This window comes from Ruegeria atlantica (assembly GCF_013032455.1).
GTDB classification, from domain to species: Bacteria; Pseudomonadota; Alphaproteobacteria; order Rhodobacterales; family Rhodobacteraceae; genus Ruegeria; species Ruegeria atlantica_B.
This window is the reverse complement of the sequence record NZ_WQCF01000001.1, coordinates 78,673-102,289: the sequence shown is the minus strand read 5'-3', so window position 1 is coordinate 102,289 and position 23,617 is coordinate 78,673. Positions and strand designations below refer to the sequence as shown.

The 23,617-nt window shown below is 54.5% G+C and carries 22 protein-coding genes and 1 tRNA gene; 7 read left to right on the top strand and 16 right to left on the bottom strand.

From position 1 onward, the window contains the following. Positions 1–326: 326 nt before the first annotated feature. From GOW93_RS00495 to GOW93_RS00450, 10 genes are all read right to left on the bottom strand, one after another. Positions 327–403: transfer RNA gene (locus GOW93_RS00495), tRNA-Arg, on the bottom strand. Positions 404–469: 66 nt separating this feature from the next. Next, positions 470–1,690 (bottom strand): cysteine desulfurase, encoded by a 1,221-nt coding sequence (locus tag GOW93_RS00490; RefSeq protein WP_170381110.1) that lies wholly within the window; start codon positions 1,688–1,690, stop codon positions 470–472. Positions 1,691–1,703: 13 nt separating this feature from the next. Then, on the bottom strand, positions 1,704–2,270 hold the full coding sequence (locus GOW93_RS00485) for a Yip1 family protein (RefSeq protein ID WP_170381109.1): 567 nt from the start codon (positions 2,268–2,270) through the stop codon (positions 1,704–1,706). Further along, entirely contained in the window at positions 2,267–2,752 is a 486-nt protein-coding gene (locus GOW93_RS00480; protein ID WP_170381108.1) for a YIP1 family protein, read from the bottom strand. Before GOW93_RS00480 ends, GOW93_RS00485 begins: the two co-directional genes overlap by 4 nt. Then, the gene (gene sufD / locus GOW93_RS00475) at positions 2,752–4,035 is read right to left on the bottom strand and encodes a Fe-S cluster assembly protein SufD (protein ID WP_170381107.1); all 1,284 of its coding nucleotides are present in this window, start codon (positions 4,033–4,035) and stop codon (positions 2,752–2,754) included. The genes GOW93_RS00480 and sufD overlap by 1 nt, the downstream gene beginning before the upstream one ends. Continuing rightward, positions 4,035–4,790 carry a Fe-S cluster assembly ATPase SufC gene (gene sufC / locus GOW93_RS00470; RefSeq protein ID WP_170381106.1) on the bottom strand — a complete coding sequence of 252 codons (756 nt, stop codon included), beginning with the start codon at positions 4,788–4,790 and terminating at the stop codon, positions 4,035–4,037. Before sufC ends, sufD begins: the two co-directional genes overlap by 1 nt. A gap of 49 nt (positions 4,791–4,839) precedes the next feature. Further along, the gene (locus GOW93_RS00465) at positions 4,840–5,043 is read right to left on the bottom strand and encodes a hypothetical protein (protein ID WP_170381105.1); all 204 of its coding nucleotides are present in this window, start codon (positions 5,041–5,043) and stop codon (positions 4,840–4,842) included. Next, positions 5,043–6,563 carry a Fe-S cluster assembly protein SufB gene (sufB, locus tag GOW93_RS00460; RefSeq protein ID WP_170381104.1) on the bottom strand — a complete coding sequence of 507 codons (1,521 nt, stop codon included), beginning with the start codon at positions 6,561–6,563 and terminating at the stop codon, positions 5,043–5,045. Before sufB ends, GOW93_RS00465 begins: the two co-directional genes overlap by 1 nt. Before the next feature lie 18 nt (positions 6,564–6,581). Continuing rightward, a complete protein-coding gene (locus GOW93_RS00455) occupies positions 6,582–7,625 on the bottom strand; it encodes a cysteine desulfurase family protein (RefSeq protein WP_170381103.1) in 1,044 nt (347 codons plus the stop codon). A gap of 60 nt (positions 7,626–7,685) precedes the next feature. Beyond that, positions 7,686–8,144 (bottom strand): Rrf2 family transcriptional regulator, encoded by a 459-nt coding sequence (locus tag GOW93_RS00450; RefSeq protein WP_170381102.1) that lies wholly within the window; start codon positions 8,142–8,144, stop codon positions 7,686–7,688. 177 nt (positions 8,145–8,321) lie between these two features. Here GOW93_RS00450 and GOW93_RS00445 point away from each other — a divergent pair, with 177 nt between their 5' ends. The 6 genes from GOW93_RS00445 to GOW93_RS00420 all read left to right on the top strand — a co-directional run bounded on the left by GOW93_RS00445 (position 8,322) and on the right by GOW93_RS00420 (position 14,067). Beyond that, a complete protein-coding gene (locus tag GOW93_RS00445; protein WP_170381101.1) occupies positions 8,322–8,975 on the top strand; it encodes an alpha/beta hydrolase in 654 nt (217 codons plus the stop codon). Next, the gene (locus tag GOW93_RS00440; RefSeq protein ID WP_170381100.1) at positions 8,975–9,220 is read left to right on the top strand and encodes a hypothetical protein; all 246 of its coding nucleotides are present in this window, start codon (positions 8,975–8,977) and stop codon (positions 9,218–9,220) included. Before GOW93_RS00445 ends, GOW93_RS00440 begins: the two co-directional genes overlap by 1 nt. Next, positions 9,217–10,374, top strand: a complete 1,158-nt coding sequence (locus tag GOW93_RS00435) for an HD domain-containing protein (RefSeq protein ID WP_170381099.1) — start codon at positions 9,217–9,219, stop codon at positions 10,372–10,374. The genes GOW93_RS00440 and GOW93_RS00435 overlap by 4 nt, the downstream gene beginning before the upstream one ends. Before the next feature lie 376 nt (positions 10,375–10,750). Continuing rightward, positions 10,751–11,086 (top strand): DMT family transporter, encoded by a 336-nt coding sequence (locus tag GOW93_RS00430; RefSeq protein ID WP_170381098.1) that lies wholly within the window; start codon positions 10,751–10,753, stop codon positions 11,084–11,086. Positions 11,087–11,162: 76 nt separating this feature from the next. Continuing rightward, positions 11,163–12,980 carry a translational GTPase TypA gene (gene typA, locus GOW93_RS00425; protein WP_170381097.1) on the top strand — a complete coding sequence of 606 codons (1,818 nt, stop codon included), beginning with the start codon at positions 11,163–11,165 and terminating at the stop codon, positions 12,978–12,980. Positions 12,981–13,566: 586 nt separating this feature from the next. Continuing rightward, positions 13,567–14,067 carry a hypothetical protein gene (locus GOW93_RS00420; protein ID WP_170381096.1) on the top strand — a complete coding sequence of 167 codons (501 nt, stop codon included), beginning with the start codon at positions 13,567–13,569 and terminating at the stop codon, positions 14,065–14,067. Here GOW93_RS00420 and GOW93_RS00415 read toward each other — a convergent pair. The 4 genes from GOW93_RS00415 to recA form a co-directional block, all read right to left on the bottom strand. Beyond that, the gene (locus tag GOW93_RS00415) at positions 14,064–14,687 is read right to left on the bottom strand and encodes a transglutaminase-like cysteine peptidase (RefSeq protein WP_170381095.1); all 624 of its coding nucleotides are present in this window, start codon (positions 14,685–14,687) and stop codon (positions 14,064–14,066) included. The two genes, GOW93_RS00420 and GOW93_RS00415, sit on opposite strands and share 4 nt — an antisense overlap. A gap of 355 nt (positions 14,688–15,042) precedes the next feature. Beyond that, entirely contained in the window at positions 15,043–15,330 is a 288-nt protein-coding gene (locus GOW93_RS00410) for a DUF1330 domain-containing protein (protein WP_170381094.1), read from the bottom strand. Between the two features lies 1 nt (position 15,331). Next, positions 15,332–18,001: an alanine--tRNA ligase gene (gene alaS, locus GOW93_RS00405; RefSeq protein WP_170381093.1), complete on the bottom strand. Its 2,670-nt coding sequence runs from the start codon at positions 17,999–18,001 to the stop codon at positions 15,332–15,334. Between the two features lie 137 nt (positions 18,002–18,138). After that, a complete protein-coding gene (recA, locus tag GOW93_RS00400) occupies positions 18,139–19,206 on the bottom strand; it encodes a recombinase RecA (protein ID WP_170324960.1) in 1,068 nt (355 codons plus the stop codon). Between the two features lie 191 nt (positions 19,207–19,397). Here recA and GOW93_RS00395 point away from each other — a divergent pair, with 191 nt between their 5' ends. Then, positions 19,398–19,991: a sulfotransferase family 2 domain-containing protein gene (locus tag GOW93_RS00395; protein ID WP_170381092.1), complete on the top strand. Its 594-nt coding sequence runs from the start codon at positions 19,398–19,400 to the stop codon at positions 19,989–19,991. Here GOW93_RS00395 and GOW93_RS00390 read toward each other — a convergent pair. Further along, on the bottom strand, positions 19,988–22,279 hold the full coding sequence (locus GOW93_RS00390; protein WP_170381091.1) for an ATP-binding protein: 2,292 nt from the start codon (positions 22,277–22,279) through the stop codon (positions 19,988–19,990). The two genes, GOW93_RS00395 and GOW93_RS00390, sit on opposite strands and share 4 nt — an antisense overlap. A 104-nt stretch (positions 22,280–22,383) precedes the next feature. Beyond that, positions 22,384–23,541: an RsmB/NOP family class I SAM-dependent RNA methyltransferase gene (locus GOW93_RS00385; RefSeq protein WP_170381090.1), complete on the bottom strand. Its 1,158-nt coding sequence runs from the start codon at positions 23,539–23,541 to the stop codon at positions 22,384–22,386. Positions 23,542–23,617 lie beyond the last annotated feature (76 nt).

Sequence of the window (23,617 nt, the reverse complement as noted above, 5' to 3'; positions counted from 1 at the left end):
GAGTTTTCCGTCGCAACCTGTGTCATGAGGTATTCAGGCCATAGCAGATTGCGCAACTCACCCCGCGCCGTTTCCATTTATTTCGCACCGTAATTCACCACCCATCGCTTGCCAGATTTACAAACCGTTAGCAGCACTGACCCATTTCCTTAGTGTGTCAGATAAGCGGTAGTACATGAACGAAAGGGAACAGGCAGACCATGAAGTCGAAAACTGCTGAAAGGCGTTGAGTTGAAACAATTGTACTTCACATTACGGCCCAAGCTGAAAAACAGGCTATTTGAAGACCCGTTTTTTTTCAGATCATTGGAAACTCAAGGTGATTATGGCGCACCTGAGAGGATTCGAACCTCTGGCCTCTGCCTTCGGAGGGCAGCGCTCTATCCAGCTGAGCTACAGGTGCCTTGGCCGTTAGCTATCCTTGATCCGATCCGGGTGCAACTGGAAATCCACCCGCACGGGACAGGTTTCACGCAAACAAATCATGCGCCAGTTCAAGGGCATCGACCAGCGTATCGACCTCATCTTTGGTGTTGTAGAGACCAAAGCTGGCGCGGCAAGTTGCCGTCACGCCATAGAAATCCATCAACGGTCCAGCACAGTGATGACCGGCCCGCACGGCAACACCCTTCTTATCCAAAATCGTCGACACATCATGCGCGTGCCCTGCCCCATCCAGTGTAAAGCTGAAAATCGCAGCCTTGTCCGGACGCGTGCCCTGAACCTGTAGCCAGTTCAGGCCAGTCAGGCGTTGCATCGCATAGTCGCGCAAACCTGCTTCGTGGGCGGCGATGTTTTCCATCCCCAAACCCATCATATAATCCAGCGCAACACCCAACCCGATGGTCTGCACAATACCCGGTGTACCGGCTTCGAACTTCATCGGCGGGTCGTTATAGATAATCTGATCCTTGGTGACCTCTTTGATCATATCACCGCCACCGATGAACGGGCGCATTTCGGCCATGCGGTCCGCCTTGATGTAAATCGCGCCCGAACCGGACGGACCATACAGCTTATGCCCGGTAATCGCATAGAAATCGCAGCCGATATCCTGAACATTCACTGGCATGTGCACAGCCCCTTGGCTGCCATCGACCAGCACCGGGACACCTTTGGCATGCGCGCCTTCGGTAATCGCCTTGACGTCAACCACGGTTCCCAGAACGTTCGAACACTGGGTCACGGCCACCAGCTTGGTCTTGGAGCCAATCGCATCAATCACAGCCTGCGGATCCAAGCCACCATCGGCATCCACATCCACCCATTTCAGGACAACCCCCTGACGTTCTCGCAAGAAGTGCCACGGCACAATGTTTGCGTGGTGCTCCATGACGCTGAGAACGATCTCGTCCCCTGCCTGCAGGCGCGGCATCGCCCATCCGTAGGCTACAAGGTTGATACCTTCGGTCGTGCCCGAGTTAAGAACGATTTCACCCTCATCCGCTGCACCAAGGAATTTGGCAATCGTACCGCGGACAGCTTCGTATTTTTCGGTCGCAAGGTTGGAAAGATAATGCAGGCCGCGGTGAACGTTTGAATACTCTTCTGCATAAGCCCGTGTTACCGCGTCGATCACCACCTGAGGTTTCTGAGCCGATGCGCCATTATCCAAGTAGGTCAACGGCTTACCATTCACTTCTCGCGATAGGATCGGAAAGTCAGCGCGGATTTTTTCTACGTCGAACATAGTCTTCTTTTCCCTATACCGGGGTGCTGGGCGTCAATGCGAGGATGATGGGTACAGCAACCAAGGCAGACAACAACAAGACCCCGACCGATTTCCAGAGCGTCCCGAATTTATGCGCTTCATTAAGGAAATGGAGTGTGACGTAAAGGCTTACTATTGCTGTGGCGAACAAAAACAGCACCATCACAAACGGAATTGCAATGGCCAGCACTAGCGTAATGAACATTGCGATTATCTGCAGGAACTGAAGCCAGATCGTCAGCGTCATGATCTCGCTGAACGTTGCGCTTCCCCCCAACAGGCGACCTACGACCAAGAATGCCGTGACACTGAACATCATCAAGACCCCAGAACGGATCAGGCTGATGAAAATAGGTTCTGGTGGAGCGACCTCGAGACCTTCCGGTACAGGCAGTAAATTCTCGAACCCGAACTGAACCAAGCCATTCAACACCACAGCCAAACAAAAGCCGAGCCACAAAGCTTCGCGCCCGAGGCGCATGGCCAGCAACTCACGCGCGGCGCTTGCTGGATTGATCAGGGTCAGAACCGCGAGGTTGCCCAACATCGTTATATTCATTCCGCTCGCCCTTGCGTTTGTTTAAGGCCAGCCAGCCAGAACCAGATAAATACCCCTAGCCAGATTAACCCAACAAAGGTCAACGCCGGGCCTGGACCGATAAACCCCGCGACCAGGCCGTTCAACAGCACCAGAGGTGTCGACGACAGCAAAGCCCAAAACAGCGCAAGACGTGCGCCGTAGGCTGAACCGCGACCGCCCGCAAGACGAGCCGCGCCATAAGACACAAAGGCCAGCAAATAAAAGAATAGCGGCAGTATGATAACGGTACCCAACAAGGCGCCGCCCATAAGCATGTTCAGCTCAAGCCCCTCAAGGTGCGCCCGACGCGCAAGGCTGGGAAGCTGCGCGACAAATGCAACCACGCAGAATCCCATGACGAAGATCAGCGCCCGATCTTCCCGTTCACCTAGGTCCAAAAGCCGACGCACCACACGCCCCGGCCCCCGGTAGGTGGCCACGATATCAGATGTCAAAGGCATCAGCTGCGCCGCGCCAACCAGCCTTCCAGACGGGTCACGATCTCTTCGGCCAATTCCTTATCTTCGATCTCATCCACCGCTTCGGCCAAAAAGGCCAGTGTCAGCATGTTGGTAGCATCCTTGTGGGGAACCCCACGCGACCGAAGATAGAACAACGCCGTTTCGTCAATCGCACCCGAGGTCGAGCCGTGCGAACAGGCAACGTCATCGGCATAGATCTCAAGTTCCGGTTTCGCCAGGAACTGGCTGTCATCGTCCAGCAACAGGGACTGGCTGATCTGATACCCGTCGGTTTTCTGCGCGCCTTCTTTCACAAGGATCTTGCCCTGAAACACACCAGTTGCACCGTTACGCAGCACCTTCTTGAATACCTGACGGCTTTCGCAATTCACAGCGTCATGAGTGATGAAGACGGTATCGTCATGATGGAAATCACCGTCGCCAACGCACGCACCAGCCACATGTGCCACCGCATTGTCACCGGTCAGTTCGACAACCTGTTCATTGCGGGTCAGAACGCCATTTGCAGTCAGCGTGAACGACTTATAGGTGGATTCTTCACCCAGACGAGTGAACATATGGGTCACTGCCCGACGCTCGTGATCGCGGCCTTGCGCACGTACATGATGCAACGTGCCGTTGTCGGCAATGTCAATCTCCATGCATTTGTTAAAACGCGAGGCGGCCGGGCCAATCTCAAGTACGGTCACTTCGGCACCGGGTTCCACGCGAACAATATGGTGCAGCATCGCGTCCGACGCTTCTGAGGCGTGACGATACATCAGGCAGATCGGCTTGGAGGGCTTGCCGGATACGTGGATAGCCACACCGTCTTTGGCATAAGCCGTGTTAAGCGCAGCCAGAGGGCGTTGCACCGGAACCTGACCACGCGCTTCCAGCTTGCCGTACAGCTCTTTCGCCCAGTGGATGTCCTTGTGGCAGATGTCTTCGATCCGGTCGATCGTCACACCTTCAAGGGTCAGATCATCAGATTCTTCAGGGCTAAAGACACCATCGACAAAGACAATCTTCAAATTGTCCATGTCCTCGAAGATCAACGGCTCGCCTGCATCAAAAACCACAGCGTGCGGAGCTTCTGCCGAGATCAGCGTATCGGGGCGCGTGTATTTCCAGTATTCATCGCGCCGTCCGGGTAGACCCATTTCGCGTACACGGACCAACGCATCCTCGCGCGCGGCGCGGGTGCATCCGCACATTTCGGGCAACGACATGCTTGCCAGCCGTTCCTCGGTTGCGGTCTGTTTTGCTTGCGCCAAAGCCATCAGTTCACCTCGGCCAGAATGTCGGCGTAACCGTTATGTTCAACTTCCAGAGCCAGCTCAGGACCGCCGGTCTTTACAATTCGACCATTCGCCATGATGTGGACGACATCAGGTTTGATGTGATCCAACAGGCGTTGGTAGTGGGTGATCACAAGGAAACCCCGCCCCTCGTCCCGCAGCGCATTAACACCTTCGGCAACCAGCTTCATTGCATCCACATCCAAGCCCGAATCTGTCTCGTCAAGAATGCACATTTTGGGTTCCAGCATCGCCATCTGCAGGATTTCGTTTCGCTTCTTCTCACCACCTGAGAAACCGACGTTGACCGGACGCTTCAACATATCCGCGTCGATCTTCAGCGATTTCGCCTTTTCGCGAACGAGTTTCAGGAAGTCAGCAGCCGACAGTTCCTCTTCCCCGCGCGCTTTGCGTTGCGCGTTCACAGCGGTCCGCAGGAAGGTCATGTTGCCCACGCCTGGGATTTCGACCGGGTATTGGAACGCGAGAAAGACACCTGCTGCGGCGCGTTCTTCCGGCTCCATCTCCAGCAGGTCTTCACCTTCCAGAGTGGCCGAGCCTTCGGTCACCTCGTAACCATCGCGGCCCGACAGAACATAGCTAAGCGTAGACTTACCCGATCCGTTCGGCCCCATGATCGCGTGCACCTTACCGGCCTCAACCGTCAGGTCCACACCTTTCAGGATCTGCTTGTCTTCTTCTTCAAGTTGTACGTGCAGGTTCTTGATTTCCAGCATGTTTTGTCCTTTTGCGTATCGCAAGGGGCGCCCCGGCCCCGATAAATTCCTATCCCAGCACTTTGCGGATCAGACGTGCGGCAACCCACCCAAGGATTGCCCCGATGCCGACTGCCCAGACCGGGTTGATGAAGTCCATGTAGAAGATGTTGACGTAGGCCACCCCAAGCAGGCCGCCCAAAACCGGCAGTGCATATCCAAGCCAGGTCAGCACATCATCCTTTTGGATGCCTTTCCGGGGTGTCCGCGCCATCAGCCAACAGAGCCTTCCAGTGAAATTGCCACCAGTTGCTGTGCCTCCATGGCAAACTCCATCGGCAGCGCCTGCAGCACGTCCTTGCAGAAGCCATTAACAACCAGCGCCACGGCTTCTTCCTCATCCATTCCGCGCTGACGGCAATAGAACAGTTGATCGTCGTCCACTTTGGACGTCGTGGCCTCGTGTTCCACTCGTGAGGAGTTGTTCTTGACCTCGATATACGGAACCGTGTGCGCCCCGCATTTATCGCCGATCAGCAAGCTATCACACTGGGTGTAGTTCCGGCTGTTCTTGGCTTTCGGGTGCATCGAAACCAGACCGCGATAAGTGTTCTGTGCTTTTCCTGCGCTGATGCCCTTGGACACGATGCGCGACTTGGTGTTCTTGCCGAGATGAACCATCTTTGTGCCAGTGTCGGCCTGCTGATAGTTGTTGGTGATGGCGATCGAATAGAATTCGCCCTGGCTTTCGTCCCCGCGTAGGATGCAGGACGGGTATTTCCAGGTCACGGCCGAGCCGGTTTCCACCTGCGTCCACATCACTTTGGACCGATCACCCCGGCAATCGGCGCGTTTGGTCACAAAGTTGTAGATACCGCCCTTGCCCTCTTCATCCCCGGGGAACCAGTTTTGAACGGTCGAGTATTTCACCTCGGCGTCTTCCTCGACGATGATCTCGACCACAGCAGCATGGAGTTGCGCCGTATCCCGCTGGGGCGCGGTGCAGCCTTCCAGATAGGACACGTACGAGCCCTTGTCGGCGATGATCAGCGTGCGTTCGAACTGACCAGTGTTTTCCGCATTGATACGAAAATAGGTGCTCAGCTCCATCGGGCAGCGTACGCCCGGCGGGATGTACACAAAGGACCCATCCGAGAACACTGCCGAGTTCAGCGTAGCGTAGAAGTTATCCGACACCGGAACCACTGTGCCCAAGTACTTTTTCACCAGTTCAGGGTGATCCTTGATCGCCTCGGAGATCGAGCAGAAGATCACGCCGTGTTTCGCCAGTTCGTCCTTGAACGTCGTACCCACCGACACCGAGTCGAAAACCGCATCCACCGCGACCTTGCGGCCTTCTGCGGGCATATCCTCGGCACCTTCGACGCCTGCCAGAATCATCTGTTCTTTCAGCGGGATGCCCAGCTTTTCGTATGTGGCCAGAAGCTTGGGGTCCACCTCGTCCAGCGATTTCGGCTTTTCCTCCATCGATTTCGGACGGGCATAGTAATACTGGTCCTGAAAGTCGATCTCAGGGTAGTTGACCATCGCCCAGGACGGCTCATCCATCTTGGTCCAGCGTTCAAAGGCCGACAACCGCCATTCGGTCATCCACTCCGGCTCTTCGTTTTTCTCAGAAATCAGACGGACGATATCCGGATTCACACCCTTGGGCGCATATTCCATTTCGATATCGGTGTCCCAGCCGTATTTATAGGTGCCAACCTCGCGCACCGCATCCACGGTTTCCTGATCGACGCCTTCTTTTACCTGGGTCTGGTCCAAAGCGGCCATATCCTTCACTCCGTCAGATCACGCGGCACGCGCGCGATGCTTTTTCTCTTTTTCAAGCCACGTTTCAGCAAAACGCAGCACGTCTTCTTCCGTGGTTAAAGGTCCCAGCGAAACTCGGATAGCGCTGGCTGCCGTAACCTCATCAAATCCCATTGCGGTAAGAACCGCGCTGGCACGAACCTTGCCGCTGGAACAGGCCGAGCCCGCACTGACCGCAAATCCCGCCAGATCCATCTGCATCACCTGTGTTTCACCCTTCCAGCCCGGAGTAGCAAAACACGATGTGTTGGGCAGGCGGCCCTGATCTTTCCCGACAAAAATAGTAGATTTTGAACCAGCCTCAAGAGCCTTTTCTAGAATATTTCTAAATTCTACGACCTGCTCCCAAACACCATTGGCCAGATCCCTTGCAGCAGCCTCAGCTGCGGCCCCGAAACCCACTATTCCAATGACATTTTCCGTGCCGGACCTACGACCCATTTCCTGACCACCGCCTTTAATCTGAGCAGGCAAGTCTGTACCGCGCTTCATCACGATAGCGCCCACACCTTTGGGACCACCCAACTTATGGGCAGAGATCAACGCCATCTGCGCACCCATCCAGTTGAATGCCACCGGCAGTTTGCCAAATGCTTGAGTCGCATCAGTCACAGCCAGGCCCTCGGGCAAGGATTGAATGATCCCGGTTTCCGAGTTTGCCAACTGTAAGGTCGATTTTGCGGGATCATGAAGTTTAACGCGACCTGAAAGATCCGTCGCTAAATCTTCGGCAATCCAAGACCTTACAGCATCATGCTCAACAGCGGACCCATGCAGATCACGCCCTGCAAGCGTCAACGCGGCCCCTTCGGTCGAGCCCGACGTGAACACGATATCGGCCCCGTCCGCCCCAAAAGCAGCAGCGATTTGTGCCCGAGCACGCTCAATCAAAGCTTTGGCTGCGCGCCCCTCTGCATGCACCGAGGAGGGATTACCGCACACCTCCATTGCCGCGGCCATCGCCTCTCGGGCTTCGGGTCGCAACGGAGTTGTCGCGTTGTGGTCCAGATAAACACGAGTCATGGATTCACCTTTTCGTGAACGCCAAGCCATTGAGCGCTGTCAGAAACACGTTGCATCGACCTACTCATCCACAACAGCAAACAAACTTGGTACTGCAGGGCACGGTGCCAGATCGTTTTTGATAACATCTGACAACCGGGTCTGATGCAGGAACACATAGACATGGGCGCTAAGCCCTTCCCAAAGACGGTTGGTTAACGACTGCGCCCGACTGCCCGAGGACGCACCAGACGCACCTGCCCCTTTTTTCAACGCATCGACAGTTTCATCTACGGCCGAAAGAATCTCGACCACACGAATATCTGAAGCTGGCCGAGCCAATCGATATCCCCCGCCCGGCCCGCGCACCGAAGATACAAGTTCAGCCCTACGCAATTTCACGAACAACTGTTCCAAATAAGGAAGAGAAATATCCTGGCGCTCGGATATTTCGCCCAATGTCACAAGGGTGTCCTGAGGTTGAAGAGCGATATCTGCCAGTGCAACCATCGCATAACGACCTTTGGTCGAGAGCTTCATTATCATCCCCTTGTGGCTGAACCCGCGCGAAAACATTGACGCCGCCGCTGCCAGTGCGTATCTCCGACTGGCAGCGCCTTGCGCAAAGCATTACAATTAGAACCGTTCTAAGGTGCCTGACGATAATCGTCAAGTATATCACGGCACCCGGAAGAAAAAGACAGGACCAAAGCACACATGCCCGAGGTGATTTTTCCCGGACCCGAAGGCCGCCTGGAAGGCCGCTACCACCCGCAAAAGGAAAAAGACGCACCGATCGCCATCGTGCTTCACCCGCATCCTCAATTTGGCGGGACCATGAACAACAAGGTGGTCTACAACCTGCACTATGCGTTTTATAATATGGGTTTCACCGTATTACGGTTCAATTTCCGTGGCGTCGGGCGCAGTCAGGGCGAATACGACCAGGGTGTCGGTGAGCTGAGCGATGCAGCATCGGCGCTGGATTACCTGCAATCTATGAACAACAACTCAAAACACTGCTGGGTTGCAGGCTTCTCGTTCGGAGCCTGGATTGGCATGCAGCTTCTGATGCGCCGCCCGGAAATCACCGGGTTCATCAGTGTCTCTCCGCCCGCAAACATGTACGACTTCTCGTTCCTGGCGCCCTGCCCGTCATCGGGCCTGATCATCAACGGATCTGCCGACCGTGTAGCACCTCCGGCGGATACCGTCACGTTGGTGAACAAGCTGCACGAGCAAAAGGGAATCACCATCACTCATAACGAGGTTGAAGGTGCCGACCACTTCTTCCAGGAACGCCACATGGACACGCTGATCACGGATGTCAGCGACTATGTGAAACGCCGCCTGACAGAGAACACGCGCTGATGTCAGACACCATCACCTCCCTCGCCGCTAAACTGGCCGAGGACACGATGAAAGTGATGGATGAAACTGGCGATGACCGTTTCTTCGTCGAGGTGGGTGAAGTGCTGGGCGCGTCTTCTCAAACCTTGGAGGAGGCGTTCCTGACAGAAATTCGGGTACGTTTGGCCGAACGGAAAGCGCGCAAGTTTGTGATTCAAAAACTCGCTGACCACCGTTCAAAACTTAAGGCGATTGAAAAACAATGACTGAAAGACTGTCCGCGCAAATTGAGTTCCTGAAATGCGCGGACAGGCTAAAGTCAGTCAATCGCGCAAATTTCCTTTTGAACCAATCTCGCCCCGAAAACGCTGCCGAACACAGCTGGCAATTGGCTTTGTGGGCTCTGGTGATGCAGCCTTTGGCCAGTGAACAGGTAAACATCAACCGGGTTATCCGAATGTTGTTGCTTCATGATATGGTCGAGATCATTGTCGGCGATCACCCGATCCATCTGCAAACGGACTGGCAGGCCGTTGAACGTTCCGAGCAAGCAGCCGCAGCCGAACTGTTTGGGCTTTTGCCCGATGATCAGGCATCGGAATGCCTTGCTCTCTGGCAAGAATTTGAATCGGATGAAACGCCCGACGCGAAATTTGCCAAGTACCTCGACCGTTGTCAGCCTATGTTTCAGGTTCTATGCGCCCCTAATTCGATGGAAGAACACCGCAAGATCGTTCGGGAAAATCTGAATACAGGTCGCGCGGCGTATCTGAAAACCGAATTTCCGCTGGCTTTTGACACGGCACACAGCCTGCTGGAAGGTAACCCTCTTGCTTCAAATCCATTCTCGGACCGCCTGCCCTTTCTGACCGAGAGTGATGCATTAAAGTCTGTCTACCGAGCCTCACGACTTTTAAACGACGAGCGTTTCGAAAACTCAGCCGAGCATTCCTGGCACATCATGCTATACGCGTGGATTTTGTCCGAGCACGCTTCTGTGGATGTATCCATCGACCGGGTTCTGAAAATGCTATTGCTTCACGATGTTGTTGAGATCGACGCCGGCGACCACCCTATTCACGGACAGGTCGATCACGTGGCACAAGAAGCCGAAGAAAGGGCCGCTGCGAAAAGGTTATTCGGCCTTCTTCCTGACGACCAGAATGCTGAATTCGACGATTTATGGCGTGAGTTTGAAGCCGCCGAAAGTCCCGACGCCCAATTTGCCAAAGCAATTGACCGTTTTCAGGCGCCAGTGGGAAATCTGGAAACGGGCGGCGGCTCTTGGAAAGATTACAACGTTACTTATGCGCAGATTGAACAACGTGTCGGTACTCCGGTTCAACGGGGCGCTCCGGGTTTGTGGGCTTGGCTTCAGCCTCAATTGAATAATTATTTCGCGACGGCAGCCAACATCTAGTAAAAGAAAAAGAGGCACAAAGGCCTCTTTTTCCCGTGTTTCGGCGGGCGCACAAACCTGAAAACTCTCTACCCGTTCAACAAACTCGGCTACGTTTTGTCGACGGACCCCCCGTCAGCAAACCACCCAGGCACCTCAATCATTGCCGAAACCCAAACCGCATAATTTTGTAGATTCTGAAACCGTTTTCCAAAATCCGTTAAAATTCAATTGTTTTTAACAGTAACCTCAACCAAAAAACAGTAAGGTTATCCATACTCCCCCAAAAGTCAGAACATCGATCCAAAGACGCCCTTTAACTGGCGTAACCCGATTTTTCTTGCCGGGCTTGCAGGTTTCGTGCTCAACCGCAGAAAACAAGTATCGGGAACGTTCTATGCCCAAAGCTTATTTGATCTTATTGCTGGCGGTCGTTGCCGAGACCATCGGCACAACCTCTTTGCAAGCCAGCCAGCAGTTCAGTCGCTTTTGGCCGTCCGTTTTGGTCGTAATTGGCTATGGCATTTCCTTCTACTTTCTCGGGCTGACACTGAAATACATGTCCGTCGGCATTGTGTATGCAATCTGGTCGGGGCTCGGCATCGTACTGATTGCAATCATCGGGTATATCGTTTTTGGGCAAAGGTTGGACTGGCCTGCCGTCATCGGGTTGGCAATGATCTTGACTGGAATCCTGATCATTCACCTATTTTCCAAGACTGCCGGGCACTGACCGCCGGTTAGGGCTGGTCTATTTTGTCAAACCGCGTTATGCGCGCGGCAACTTCCCGTTCAAAGGCTGACCTCTCATGGACCTGCGCAATATCGCAATCATCGCTCACGTTGACCACGGCAAAACGACCCTGGTGGATGAGCTGCTCAAACAATCCGGCGCGTTCCGGGAAAATCAGGCCGTGGCCGAGCGTGCCATGGATAGTAACGACCTAGAGCGCGAGCGCGGGATCACCATCCTGGCCAAAGCAACCTCGGTCGAATGGAATGGCACGCGCATCAACATCGTCGATACCCCCGGTCACGCCGATTTCGGCGGTGAGGTCGAGCGGATTCTCAGCATGGTTGACGGTGTTGTTCTGCTGGTGGATGCCGCCGAAGGTCCAATGCCCCAAACCAAGTTCGTGACATCCAAGGCACTGGCGCTGGGCCTGCGCCCAATTGTTGTTCTGAACAAGGTCGACAAACCCGATGCAGAACCGGATCGTGCATTGGACGAGTGTTTCGACCTATTCGCCAATCTCGGTGCGGATGATGACCAGCTGGACTTTCCAGCCATGTATGCCTCGGGCCGCTCGGGCTGGGCCGATATGGAGCTGGACGGGCCGCGCAAGGACCTGACCGCTTTGTTTGACCTGGTCGTCGACCACGTCCCTGCGCCGAAACAGGCCGAGAAAAAGAACGAACCCTTCCGCATGCTGGCCACCACACTTGGCAGCGACCCGTTCATCGGTCGCATCCTGACCGGTCGCGTGGAAAGCGGTACGTTGAAAGCTGGCGACAGCCTCAAGGCCCTGAGCCGTGATGGCAAGTTGATCGAAAACTTCCGGGCCTCAAAAATTCTGGCGTTCCGCGGGCTGGCACAACAGCCAATCGACGTGGCCGAGGCTGGGGACATCGTGACTATCGCCGGTATGAGCAAGGCGACAGTGGCAGATTCGCTGGTTTCTCCGCAGGTGGACGAAGCTCTGCCAGCACAGCCCATCGACCCGCCCACCATCACCGTGACTTTTGGCATTAACGATTCCCCTCTGGCTGGTCGTGACGGGAAGAAAGTGCAGTCTCGTGTCATTCGCGATCGCCTGATGAAAGAAGCCGAATCTAACGTCGCTATTCGCATCACCGACACCCCCGGCGGCGAAGCCTTTGAAGTTGCAGGCCGTGGCGAATTGCAGATGGGTGTTTTGATCGAAAACATGCGCCGTGAGGGGTTTGAACTCAGCATCTCGCGCCCGCAGGTTCTGTTCCGCGAGGAAGACGGCCAGCGTTTGGAGCCCGTCGAAGAAGTCACCATCGACGTGGATGACGAATACTCGGGTGCGGTAATCGAAAAAGTCACCGGTGCGCGCAAAGGTGAACTGGTCGAGATGCGTCCGGCCGGAGCAGGAAAAACCCGGATCATTGCACACGTTCCGTCCCGCGGGCTGATCGGCTACCACGGAGAATTCTTGACCGATACTCGCGGAACCGGTGTTCTGAACCGCGTGTTCCACGGTTGGGCCGCACACAAGGGCCAGATCCCAGGGCGACGTGCGGGCGTCTTAATCTCGATGGAAAACGGTCAGGCCGTTGCATATGCCCTATGGAACCTAGAAGAGCGGGGGCGCATGTTTGTCGGCCCGCAGACTGACGTTTATCAAGGCATGGTGATCGGCGAGCATTCTCGTGACAACGATCTGGAGGTTAACCCCCTTAAGGGTAAGAAGCTGACCAACGTCCGCGCAAGCGGGTCGGACGATGCGGTCCGGTTGACGCCTCACGTTCAATTCTCATTGGAAGAAGCGATTGCCTATATCGATGACGACGAACTTGTCGAAGTAACCCCGAACGCGATCCGTCTTCGCAAACGCTTTTTGGACCCACATGAGCGCAAGCGCATGGCGAAATCTGCGTAAGGAGTGAACTTCATTGTTGATATGCATGCAACAATGCCACACTTATGACCAATTTGACCTAAACTTCTGAGGTTAGATTTCTGGAAGGCCCGCCCCCTTGGCGGGCTTTCTTTGTGTTTTTACACAGTTTTTTTCCCAATCACGAAATCTTGTAGATTAACTTAATTTAAACATCCCTTGAAAATGTGACCAGAAACGAATGTAATTGTGGTTGAAATAAGGCACTAATGTTGTACGCAGTCGAGCAGAGCGAACAGTGAGTACAACATAGTTTGTAACGAGTATCGAAGGAGTGGCGCTATGCGCGTGAAGTCCCATTTATTGTCTTTTGTTTTTATTTCAGCAACTTTCCCTTTTGTTACCGCAGGCACGGCCCAGGCAGAGAGATGTAACATAAAAACCGCGCGCCAATCTGTCTCGACCGACACTTTGTGCGGATGTACAGTCGTTGACACGCAGATGCTGCGCTATATCCAACGCCGATCTGATTTCGAAGATATCCTGTCCCGCACACTGGAATCTTGCCCTGCGTTTGCTGCCGTACTGACGGATTTCCCGACCGCAACTGTCACTTCATCAAACTCGGATGACAACGGCAACGATGGCAATGGCGGCGGCAATGGCGGCGGAAACGGTGGCGGCAACGGCGGCGGCAACGGTGGCGGCAATGGCGGCGGAAACGGTGGCGGCAATGGCGGCGGCAACGGCGGCGGCAACGGCGGCGGCAACGGCGGCGGCAACGGCGGCGGCAATGGCGGCGGCAATGGCGGCGGCAATGGCGGCGGCAACGGCGGCGGCAACCATTCAGGACATGCAGACGGCACCAACCCAGGAGGCCAAACAAACAACCAAAACGGCACCAACAACCCTGGCGGCGGAAAAGGAAAAGGCGGCAAAAACAAATGAAGCAGCACTATCGGCGCTGCGCGGGGTATTAATACTGCGTAAGCTTATTTTGCCGCCAAGAAATTGGCATCCATTGTGGTTAGACGAACTCAATAGCCAAAAGGGCGACCAATTTGTCGCCCTTTTGTTTGGTCAGCAATCAGGCACTCGAAAACTGCCTGCAGACATGGCCGCATATTAACTGCGGCGATAAACCCCAACCCAGCTGCTGGGTTTACTTGGATTTTGCATTCGCAGGAATAAATAGCGTGTCGCCGACCAAGGTTTGATTTGATTGGTCAGATTATCCAGTACCAAGTCACCTGCCGTAGATCGGTACACAAGGACGGCGTGCGAATTACGCTTGGTGTCCAAGACCGTTGCAATAAGCAATTTGCTCGGATCAACACCAGCTCTAATCAGGTCCCGTTTCTTCAACAACGCAAAATCTTCGCAATCGCCACCGCGTGATGTCGGCAGTGCCCATCTTTCTGCTGTCCGATACTGCGAACGATCCGTGACCGAGCGAGTTGTTGCATTCACCTGCCGATTGACTCGCTTAATAATTCGCATTTCCTGCTGATATGACATGGCCACTGATGCCTTGGTTGAACAGGCCCAGCTGTATTGGCGGCACAACTGCTTTGCACCCGATGGCGGCGGCGACGCGACGGCACTTTTGATAAAACGCCCCTCGCTGGCATTCGCCGCTGAAACAACACTCAATGAACCCAACGCCAACATCGAGACAACGACCAGTCGCCCCATAGTTGAGGCCAACCGTCCAAAACCGGCTCTGAAATCCGTGCTCGTGGGTTTCATATCAGTTCCTCGATCCAATTTTCCTTGTGCGCTTTTGGGTAAATCAGACCGTAGTACGATCCCGTAAATTATCGGTAGCCGACGCCCTCAGCGCAATCTGAGGTGAGATTGGAAACGAAAAGAGGCAGAATTCCGTCAGTCATTATGGCCATTTAAGGCAAAAAATGAGAGGGCAAAGCCATAATCTTGGGGCATATCTGCGATATGCAGCCCCATCAAACAGCCGTAAGCCACTGATAAAAAAGGCAGCAAGTAAACTGCAAAAAACCGGACAACTTGCTAAGTTGCCCGGTTTTCAATATCGGCTAAATTTCGCTTATTATTATTTCAATCGTTAGTAATTGAACTGTAAGCGTTATTCGGTGATCTCAACGACCAACAACTCACGCTCGCTGGCACCACGTGCGTGATCCAGTGCCTGTTGGTATTCAGGAGAATTGTAACATTCCACAGCGGCCTCAACCGAAGGAAACCGGGCCACTACATTCCGGGGTCGCTCCTTACCTTCAAGTTGTACATACCGACCAGCACGGGCAATGAACTTACCGCCGTGCTTGGCGATCGCAGGGCCCGCCAATTCGGCGTATTTCCCATAAGCTTCAGCGTCAGTCACCGTCACATGAGCGATCCAGAGTGCGGACATCTTACCCTCCCAATACGTTTTCCGCAGCCTTGATGGCCGCATCTGAATTTGAAGCATCACGGCCACCGCCCTGCGCCATGTCAGGGCGTCCACCGCCGCCTTTGCCGCCCAGTTCAGATACGGCGGCCCGAACCAGATCAACAGCAGAAACTTTATCTGTGAGATCAGAGGTCACACCAGCCGCAACAGCGGCCTTACCACCCGCATCAGCAATCAGCAGCACTGCGCCCGAGCCCAACCGGGATTTATGTTCATCAATCAACGCAGGAAGATCCTTGCCTGACACTCCGGTCAAAGCCTGAGCAAGGAAGAGAACACCGTTTACATCCCGCGCTTCGGCACCGCCCTGCCCCGAGCCACCAGCCATCGCCAGATCACGGCGAAGTTGGGCAACTTCGTTCTGCAAAGCCTTGCGTTCGTCCAGCAAAGCCTTGACCCTGCTGACAACGTCATCAGGTTGGGCTTTCAACTCGGCCGCAATTTGACCCAAACGCTGGTCTTGGGCTGACAGATGACGAAACGCCTCATCCCCGGTCAGAGCCTCAATCCGGCGCACGCCAGCGCTACTGGCACTGTCGCCCAACACGACGAAGGTACCGATATCGCCTGTTTGCTTAACATGCGTGCCACCACACAGTTCGATAGACCAAGTTTCACCGTCGTGGCCCTTGCCAGTTGGCGCTTTGCCCATCGAGACGACACGCACTTCGTCACCATATTTTTCCCCAAACAGCGCCTGAGCACCCAGTTCCCGAGCATCGTCGGGCGTCATGATACGCGTTTCGACGCTCGAGTTCTGGCGGATGAACTCATTCACCTCACGCTCTACCTTTTGGATTTCCTCAGGGCTCAGCGCCTTGGAGTGGCTGAAATCGAACCGCAACCGGTCCGACGCATTCAACGACCCACGCTGCGCAACGTGATCGCCCAGCGTTTCGCGCAATGCTTCGTGCAACAGGTGCGTCGCCGAATGGTTTGCCCGGATACCGCTGCGGCGGGCGTGATCGACTTCAAGTTCAACCGCGTCACCTTTCGACAACGTACCCTGGTTAACCGTCACTCGATGCGCATAAACCTTGCCTTCGGCAAACTTGCGCGTGTCTTCAACCTGCGCAACATCCTGCATGTTCTCAAGTCGGCGGATCTCACCTGTGTCCCCAACCTGACCGCCAGCTTCACCGTAGAAAGGCGTCTGATTGACAACGACCCAACCAGAATCGCCCTTTTCAATCTTGTCGACCAAAGCGCCATCAACGACCAAAGCGGCCACCTGACCTTCGGCTTTCTCCGTGTCGTAGCCCAGGAAATCGGTAGCTCCGGCAGTGTCGAGCACATCGAACCAAACCGCCTGATCCGCGGCCTCGCCTGACCCAGCCCAAGCAGCACGGGCTTTGGCCTTTTGTTCAGCCATCGCCTCATCAAAACCATCGGTGTCCACGGTCCGGCCCTTTTCACGCAGTGCATCCTGCGTCAGGTCCAGCGGGAATCCATAGGTGTCATATAGTTTGAACGCCGCATCACCGGGCAACGCCGCGCCTTCTGGCAGGCCAGCGACCTCATCATCCAACAGTTTCAGCCCGCGATCCAAGGTCTGCTTAAAGCGAGTTTCTTCCAGCAGAAGCGTTTCTTCGATCAACGCCTGCGCCTGGCCAAGTTCGGAATACTGCGCGCCCATCAATTGCACCAGCGACGGCACCAGACGGTGCATTACTGGATCCTTGGCACCCAGAAGATGCGCATGACGCATCGCGCGACGCATGATCCGACGCAGAACATAGCCGCGCCCGTCATTCGACGGCATTACCCCATCCGCAATCAGGAATGAGGTCGAGCGCAAATGGTCCGCGATCACCCGATGATGAACGTTCTGATCGCCATAAGGGTCTACACCGGTCGCATCCGCCGACGCTTCGATCAGCGTCTTGAACAGGTCAGTGTCATAGTTGTCATGGCTGCCCTGTAGCAGCGCCCCAATCCGCTCCAGCCCCATACCGGTGTCGATCGACTGCATGTCGAGTTCGACCATCGACCCGTCTTCGAACTGCTCGTTCTGCATGAAAACGATGTTCCAGATTTCGATGAACCGGTCACCGTCTTCTTCAGCCGAACCCGGAGGGCCGCCCCAGATGTGATCGCCATGATCATAGAAAATCTCGGTGCACGGGCCGCACGGGCCAGTCGGCCCCATCTGCCAGAAATTGTCATTTGTGGCGATGCGAATGATCCGTTCTTCCGGCACGCCGACCTTTTTCCAGATCTCGAACGCCTCATCGTCGGTGTGATAAACCGTCGTCAGCAGACGGCTCTTGTCGATCCCGAATTCTTTGGTGATCAACTCCCAGGCAAAGGGGATCGCCTCATGCTTGAAGTAATTACCGAACGAGAAATTCCCAAGCATCTCAAAGAATGTATGGTGCCGCGCGGTATAACCGACATTGTCCAGGTCGTTGTGCTTACCACCTGCACGCACACATTTCTGTGCTGTTGTCGCACGCTGATAATCGCGGGTTTCCACTCCGGTGAACAGGTTTTTGAACTGCACCATGCCCGAGTTCACAAACATGAGCGTGGGGTCATTGCGCGGGACCAGAGGGCTGGAAGGCACCACTTCGTGCCCCTGTTTGGCAAAGTAGTTCAGGAAAGTTGAGCGGATATCGTTCAGCGTGGGCATAAGGCTCTCTCAGCGCGCAATCATAATGTGTCGAAAAGGGTTTATCTCTGTCCCTTAGGATAGTCCACAACATTGGAGTGAGGAACGAAACAAGGCGGCCTTCAAGACCGCCCTGCTCGTGTCATTTCATGACACCCTTAAGCTTCGAGGATATCGTCATCCTCAGCCGCGCCGGGTGGCATATCGAATTCCAGCCCATGTGCGGCGCGGATTTTATCTTCGATCTCTAGGGCCGCACGACTGTTGTCACGCAGATATTGCTTGGCATTCTCACGCCCCTGCCCGATCCGCTCATCACCATAGCTGAACCATGAACCCGATTTCTCGACCACACCGGCCTTGACGCCCAGATCCAGCAGCTCACCCATCTTTGAGATGCCTTCGCCGTACATGATGTCGAATTCCACCTGCTTGAACGGCGGCGCCACCTTGTTCTTGACGACCTTAACGCGAGTCTGGTTACCGACCACCTCGTCACGGTCCTTGATCGCACCGATACGGCGGATGTCCAGACGGACCGAGCTGTAGAATTTCAGCGCGTTACCACCAGTCGTGGTTTCCGGGCTGCCGAACATCACGCCGATCTTCATCCGGATTTGGTTGATGAAGATCACCATGCAGTTCGACCGGCTGATCGAGCCTGTCAGTTTGCGCATCGCCTGGCTCATCAGACGGGCCTGCACACCGACATTGCTGTCGCCCATGTCGCCTTCTAACTCCGATTTCGGCGTCAGCGCCGCCACCGAGTCGACCACGACCATGTTCACCGCGCCGGATCGCACCAACGTATCGGTAATCTCAAGGGCCTGTTCGCCCGTATCGGGCTGCGAGATCAGCAACTCATCCAGATCAACGCCCAGCTTGCGCGCATATTGCGGGTCCAGTGCGTGCTCAGCATCCACAAACGCACATACACCGCCGCGCTTTTGCTGCTCGGCAATACAATGCAGGGTCAGGGTCGTTTTACCCGAACTTTCCGGTCCATAAATCTCAACGATCCGACCCATCGGCAGACCGCCAATTCCCAGCGCGATATCCAACCCCAGAGAACCGGTCGAGCTTGCGTCGATGTCCTGCTTGGCGTCCTCGCCCAGCTTCATGATCGAGCCTTTGCCGAATTGCCGTTCGATCTGTGCCAACGCGCTGTCGAGCGCTTTTTGTTTGTCTGCGTTTTTCTTGTCGCTCATTGTCAGAAGATCCGCCATTGTCCTGTCGCTTCCCTTTTGTCACACCCTTGAGCGGGCGGCAATCGCTGCTTTGTTCGCCTCTTGTTCCTTATGGGACCAAAAAGAGAACATTTCAACTAAAACTTACGGAACTTACTTTTGGGCAATTGTGTTAAAGAGTCGTTTACGCCAATCTGCGATCCTAACAAAGATCGGCAAAGGGCAAATAAATGCTTGTTTTCTATAAAGAACGCCTTGCGTTCTTGGCTGTCCCCAAAACAGGCAGCACAGCATATCATTCCGCTCTGCACGACCGTGCCGATTTTGTGGTGACCGGCCCGCCAGAGCTGAAACACGCGCCGGTTCGGCGTTATGACCGATTTTTTCAAAACGTTTTTCGTAAAATGTATGATACCGAGATGGAGATCATGGCTGTGGTGCGCGAACCAATCGACTGGCTGGGAAGTTGGTATCGGTTTCGCGGTCGCGACGACCGTATCGGGCATCCACACTCAACCCGCGACATGAGTTTTGACGAATTCGTACAAGCCTATATGCAAAACCCCCGCCCTGAATACGCTAACGTCGGCAGCCAAAGCCAATTTTTTCGCGCGCGAAGCAACGGATTTGGTGCAAGCCATATCTTCAAGTATGAAAATCAGGACAAGATCCTGAACTTTCTACAGGACCGATTGAACATGCAAATCGAACTGTCCCAGGAAAATGTCTCCCCCCGACGAGAAACTCATCTGACGCCAGAAACCGAACAAAAATTCCGCAGGCGACACGCAGACGAATTCATCTGCCATGAAGCGGCTATTTAATTGAGTTGTTGAAACACCGCTTCAGTCAGTTGATTCAGTGAGAATGGTTTGGGCAGGAAGGTTGAGTTTGCTATCTCCGGCCCGGAATCGCCAAACGCACCTTCGGTATAACCGGACATGAATATAACCCGCACATCCGGGCGCGTCTTCATTGCTTTGCGCACCCAGGTTGGGCCGTCCATACCAGGCATGACGACATCCGTTACAAAGGCGTCGACATTCAGAGAACCGTCCTCGAGCAAGCGCAGGGCTTCTTCGGCAGAGTCTGCTTCAAGCACGGTATACCCTTTGAGACGAAGCGCGCGCGTTGCAAAAGCGCGTACCGGGGCCTCGTCCTCGACCAATAGGACAACCCCTTCACCTTGACGTGTGCTAAGAACCGTGGCGTTAGGCACCGCCTCCGACGACGCAGGCTGGGGCTTGGACGAAACCGGTAGATAGACGATGAATTCGGTCCCGTGCTCTTGAAGGCTGTCGACAAAAATGAAACCGCCTGTTTGTTTGACGATCCCGTAAACAGTCGACAACCCTAGCCCCGTTCCTTCACCAGTCCGTTTGGTTGTGTAGAACGGCTCAAACACTTTTTGCAGCTTGTCAGCCGGAATTCCAATTCCACTGTCGCTTACTTTTACCGTGACATATTCCCCTGGCTTAACGACCGCGCGATCACGCCTGAAGGGTTCAGACAATACGATCACTTCGGTTTCGATCCGCACCTCGCCACCTTCTGGCATTGCATCCCGAGCGTTTACGACAAGGTTCATAAGAACTTGTTCCAGCTGTCGTTTATCCGCTCGGACCGGCTTTAATACGGGATCATGACTTAGAATAAGGCGGACTTTCTCACCAACCAGACGATTCAGTAGGTGGATCAGGTCTGAAATCGTATCGCGCAGGTCCAGAACCTCGGGTTGCAGGGTTTGTTTTCGCGAAAATGCCAACAGCTGCCCGACCAGGGCGGCTGCTCGGTTGGCATTCTGGTTGATTTGCACCAAATCCCCATAGTCAGGGTCATTCTGATCGTGCCTGAGCAACAATAAATCGCAATGGCCGGAAATGGCCGTTAGCAAATTGTTGAAATCATGGGCAACACCACCAGCCAATTGTCCAACAGCTTGCATCTTCTGACCCTGAACAAACTGGGCCTCAAGAGTCTTGAGTTCGGTCGCATCATTCAATACTGCGATCAAACGAACCTGGCCGTTGTTCACAACACGGTTCAGAGTAACCTGAACAAATATCTCTTTGTCTTGACGCGCGAGGCGTAGGAATTCGGAACGCATCGCGGGTTCGCGCGCAGCCGTGCTGGCAAGCCAATCAAGGATCGGGCGGCCCAACCCCTGCATGATTTGAGCAATATTGGTTTTTTCAGGTTCGAACTCACCGATAAGCTTCATGGCAAGCCGGTTTGCTTCAAGAATACTTCCATCCGCTGAAAGGCAAATTATCGGCACGGGCAAATCAGCAAACGACGCCGCGCTACTGGCTTGCTTTTTCTCCTCAATCGGAAAAACCATTAGGTCCCTAACGGTTCCAGACCGACTGATCTCACAAACGGCTGCCGAAACAGGACCGCTTACCGTTTGAACCTGAAAAATACCACCCTGCGCAGGTATCTCATCTGCAAACACTTCATGCAGCCTATCCGGCCCCCGCCCAATTAATCGAGCGGCGGCCCCATTCACGCGCAGAAGGTTTCCATTTCGACCTTCACTCAACACCGGAACGTCAATTTCATCCCATTGGCCCGGTGAATCCAGGTGAAACCGCCAACAGAACCATCCTTTACCTACATCAAATACTGAAACCGGAATTGTAGAAGCCAAGGTTACAATGTCTTCGCGTGCCCTTCCGTAAATTTCTGCCTTGGACTGCAGGCGTAAAAGAACTGCCGGAGGGTTGGCGAACATTGACCTTAAACAATGCTCCAGCCGTCCACCGGGGAAAGCATGAACTTTCGCCCGCGCCTCGGAATTGGCGGCCAAGATATCGCCTTGAGCGTTCGCAATAATGCTTGGGCAAACGTCCTGCTCCGAGAAAACAGCCATTGATTTGATTGCTTGCCGTGAAATGTATTCAGCAATCTTGCCCCGCAGTAACACCAAAAAGGCGGTTGCTAGAAACGAAACCCCGGCCACTACAAACCCGGTGTGCCAAACCTCTGGCAGAAATCCCAAAACCGGCGATAAGCTCAACAATGTTCCAATCAAGATTAGAAACAAAAGCCGAAGGCCAGATGGTGCTTTTTGCAAAGAAGGATCCGAAAATACTTCTGTCGTGTCAGTCATAAACAACTCAAGTCGAGGGGCTTTGTCGTACTCAGCCCAACCAAGGTTAATACCCGATTAACAAAATTTAGATATTCGCCTTAAAGTTGCTATGCGTTGACGCGCTATTGCGTCAAGTGTGCAGCAAAGAAACCGTCTGTGCCGTGTGAAACAAGCCACGTTTTGCGTAAGCGTTCGGACCAATCGGTGTTGGTTTGAAGGAACCTGTCGACAACGCAGCCATTCTCGTCGTCGAGTATGGAGCAGGTTGCATAGGCCAAAACACCGCCAGATGCAGTCATTGACGTCAACTTGTCTAATATCCCGAACTGGATTTCACCCAGTTCCTGCAAGCGGTTTTCAGTCAGCGCCCACTTACCGGCTGGCGCACGTCTCCATGAACCACTGCCGGAACATGGAGCATCCACAAGGACCACATCAAAAGGGGCCTGCCCAGCAAGTTCGGAAGTCGATAGAAGCGTTACTCGTGCACCTGCACGTTCAGCTCGTGCTGGCAGATCGCGCATTCGGGCTGAATTCACGTCATGGGCAAACACATCAACCCCCTGGTGTGCGGCAAGTGCCAGTGATTTCCCCCCACCCCCCGCGCAATAATCCAACACACGCATGCCCGGCTTTAGGTCTAGTGCAGCCACCACAGCTTGGCTGGCGGCATCCTGAAGTTCTACCAAGCCTTCCGTATAGGCTTTGCTCATCGCAATTTTGCGAGCGCCGTCCGTGACTTCCAGCGCTGTGTCGCAGGTCGGGTGCACAACCGCTTTAATTCCTTCGGCGTCCAAAGCAGCAATGGCCCCGGCTATGTCGATCTTGATCAGGTTGACTCGCAGATGAACCGGAGCCCGATGTCGCAATGCCTCGGCCACCTCAACCGCCTGCCCACCCAGCGACGACTGAAAGCGTGGCCAAAGCCATTCGGGGATGTCATATTGCTCAGCCTCGGTCACAAAATCCCGCCTTGCCTCATCTGCAGCCAAAACTCCAGGTGCGTGACGCGCACCCGTAAATATACCGTCCAATGCCTCCCCAGATGCACGCACCGCACCAATCATTAAACCGCGCCCGGTCTCGGCCCCTCCAAGTGCGGCAAAAGACCGTTTACACCGCAATGCATCGAACACGTGATCGCGCACGGCAGCCCGATCCTTTGACCCGGCAAACCGACGACGACGGGCCCAGTTTGTCAGAGCCTTCTCAACCGGCTTACCCGCCAGAATCTCGTCAAGGATTTCTATTGATGCCTGAACGCGCGCGGCGGGTATCATATCAAGATCCGATGCTGGTTAAGAGGCTTAGAAAAAACGCAAAACGGCGCCCATCTATTGGGGCGCCGCGACAATC